Source organism: Thiolapillus sp., from assembly GCF_048562965.1.
In the GTDB taxonomy this organism is placed as follows: domain Bacteria; phylum Pseudomonadota; class Gammaproteobacteria; order Chromatiales; family Chromatiaceae; genus Thiolapillus; species Thiolapillus brandeum_A.
The window spans coordinates 1-3,037 of sequence record NZ_JBHNMF010000394.1; the positions used below are offsets into that span (position 1 = coordinate 1).

Here is a 3,037-nt window from a genome sequence, read left to right on the forward strand (position 1 = left end):
CCGCGTTCGAATGCCTACTTTGCTTCCCCTCTGGCGCTATGCGCACGACGGGTAAGCAGTGCGGCCTCGCGGCTACTGGGGACTACCAGCCTTCGCTTCGCTCTCCATGGCTGGCAGCGGAAGAACCTGCAAACCGAACTGTCACTGGCCCGCATCCTGCTGGATGAACTGATCGATCCCGCCACCCTGGCTGCGCTGATCAAGGAACAGGAAAAAGCGCTGGAAGAAGCCCGCGCCGATCTCGAGGCGCTCAGCAAGCCTGAAATCTTCGGCGTGGAAATCAAGGCGGCAGAAAACAAGATTCAGGGTGAGAAAAACAAGCTGGCCTCACTCAAGGACCAAGCGATCATCCTGAACGAAAAGCTGCAAAAAACCGCCGCCAACCAGGAACTCATCAAAGACCAGATCAAGGAACTAGAAACACAGATCAAGGAAGCGATGAACCTGCAAAAGAGTGCAGCCCAAAACGTCAAGAATGAAACCCAGGCCATGGCACAGCTGATGATCGACAGCGAAGTGCAGCAGAACCGCAAATGGCTGGCAAAACTCAAGGAACGCCTGTTCATTACCTTGGAAAACGACAAAGCTGCGATTCAGAAGCAACTGGAAGACAACAGGCGAGCCCAGGAACTGCAACAGGAACATATTGCCCAGGCCGAAGCCGGGCTGAAAAAGCTCACCAGCAGCAATGAGCTCGATCAAAACAAGCTAAGAGCCATCGTTGCCGAAAGCGAAGCCAATATCACTAAACTGGCCAACGACCAGAAACGCAAAATCGCCGAACAACAGGAAACCATCGGCGAATTGCAGGGAAAACTGGATAACTTCGTAGAAACCCGCGCTGTTGTAGAGCCGCTGCTGTCCACCAGACCAACGTCAACGCCCAAGCGGGTCATCCTGCTGATCGCCATCTTTCTGGGCGGCATACTGGGCGTCATAGCAGTATTTTTTGCCGAACTGCGGGAGAAAGTGCGCAGGAGCCTGGTCGAAGAAAGCAACACTGTTTGAAGCCCTCACCCCAACCCTCTCCCAAAGGGAGGGGGTCGCAAAAGGCAACAGCCTCCGCGATGCAAGGACGCATCGCCCTTTTCGATGGCTGTAAGCCATTGAAAATGGAGGAATCGGAAAATCGCACTTTTCCGATTCCGAGTCGTGAAAGCCCAGGGAAGGGCTTTTACGACATCCTCAAAGGGAGAGGGAGCATGCGCCCCCATAACGACGTTCGCAGGCCGGGCCTCAGCCCGACAACCCGCCCCTCAATACGCCCGCTGGTGCACAAACCCCTTGAACACGGTCATGACGATGATCTTCAGATCGAGCCACAATGACCAGTTCTCGATGTAATACAAATCACATTCCACCCGTTTTTCCATCTTGTCCAGGGTGTCCGTCTCCCCCCGCCAGCCATTGACCTGGGCCCAGCCGGTAATACCAGGCTTTACCCGGTGGCGCTGCATGTAGGCTTCCACCTGGTCCTTGTACATCTCATTGTGCGCCAGCGCAGGGGCCTGGGCCCCACGATGGACATGCGCCCCTGCAGCACGTTGAAGAACTGGGGCAACTCATCGAGACTGGTGCGCCGCAGGAAAGCGCCGAAGCGCGTTACGCGAGGATCACCTTTCCTGGCCTGAGTTACCTGGCCGTCTTCTTCCTCATGCACTTTCATGGTACGGAATTTATAGACCTTGATGGGCTTGCCATCCCAGCCGTGGCGCTTCTGATTGAAAAGCACAGGGCCAGGAGAGCTGAGCTTGACCCCGGCAGCAATGAGAAGCATGAGCGGGCTGATCAATACCAGAATCAGCGAAGCCAAAAGCCTGTCTTCCACGGCTTTGAGAATCCGGTTGACGCCCTGCATGGGAGAAGAGCGCAGATCCAGTACCGGCACGCCGGCCACTTCACTGACCGAATGATTCAACAGGTGAAAACCGAATATATCCGGCACCAGCCGCACGTTGACCGTGCTGTGACGCAGCATTTGCAACACCTCCCGCATACGCTCTTCCGCGCGCAGGGGTAATGCCAGCCAGATTTCATCGATATGGTCCTTGTCTTTTTCCAGCAGTTTGCAGCCTTCTTCGCAGGACATCACCGGAACAGAATCGATCTCTTTTCCCTGCAACGCGGGATCATCATCCCAGAACCCCACCAGATCATACCCCACCCACGGCGCATCATTGATCTGTCTGGCCACGTTACGCCCGAGATCCCCTGCACCCATGATGAAAATCCGCCGGTGATTCCAGCCCCGCTCTCGCATGAAATTGAACAGCAGGCGCACGGCGATTCGCACCAGAACCAGTCCCACCCAAACCACCAGCAGCCAGATGATCGCCCAGTAGCGTGAATACAGCGCGCCAGTCTTGAAACCAAACGCCAGCAGCATGAGGACAAGCGCCACCGCGGCCCAGGCAAGGGTGGTTTTCCAGATTTGCCGCCAGAGTTTCTTGCCCCGCCAGGAATGGTAGAGCTTGAACATGGGCAGGATGATGGCGGAAAGCAACGCTGCAAGCACCAGCGCCATCTCGTAGTAGTCATACAGACGGAGGTGGCCGAACCGGATGTAATAGGCCAGCAATCCGCCGCCCACGACAATACACAGATCAAGCAAACGCGCACCAAACGAGATGACTGGCGAATATTCCTTTATCAATCCACTCTTGAACACAGCACAAGCCCCGGCGAGAAACAAGCAAGCCAATGATTAAGCATAAGTTTTTAGTTGATCCTACAAAACCCTATAATCCTGATCCTGCCTTGCGGAGATTCTACCAAAATTGACTCCTTCCTGTGTGTAAACAGGCAGAGGGAGTTGCCGGGGTCTCGTACCCAAACAAACACTGAAGCAGCCGCAATGGCACAGCAGCAAGTTACTGGCCTCACTCCGATGCTCCATGAGCATTGTTCACAAAACAAGCCCCCCAATCCCCGGATAGAAAGCGCTAAGACGGAAAAAGCCTTGGCTGTATAATGGTTAGTGACAAAACAGACCATCACCCAATGGGTGCAACAGCTCAAGGCTTATGACTATTCTAAC

The 3,037-nt window shown here is 54.8% G+C and carries 1 protein-coding gene and 1 pseudogene; one reads left to right on the top strand and one right to left on the bottom strand.

Going from position 1 to position 3,037, the window contains the following annotated elements:
* Positions 1–1,008 (top strand): hypothetical protein (locus ACOCD2_RS15330; RefSeq protein WP_293680481.1); only part of this gene is annotated, 1,008 nt, incomplete at its 5' end.
* 248 nt (positions 1,009–1,256) lie between these two features.
* On the opposite strand, the pseudogene ACOCD2_RS15335 reads toward ACOCD2_RS15330, so the two are convergent.
* A pseudogene (locus ACOCD2_RS15335) lies at positions 1,257–2,668 on the bottom strand (undecaprenyl-phosphate glucose phosphotransferase).
* Between the last annotated feature and the right edge of the window lie 369 nt (positions 2,669–3,037).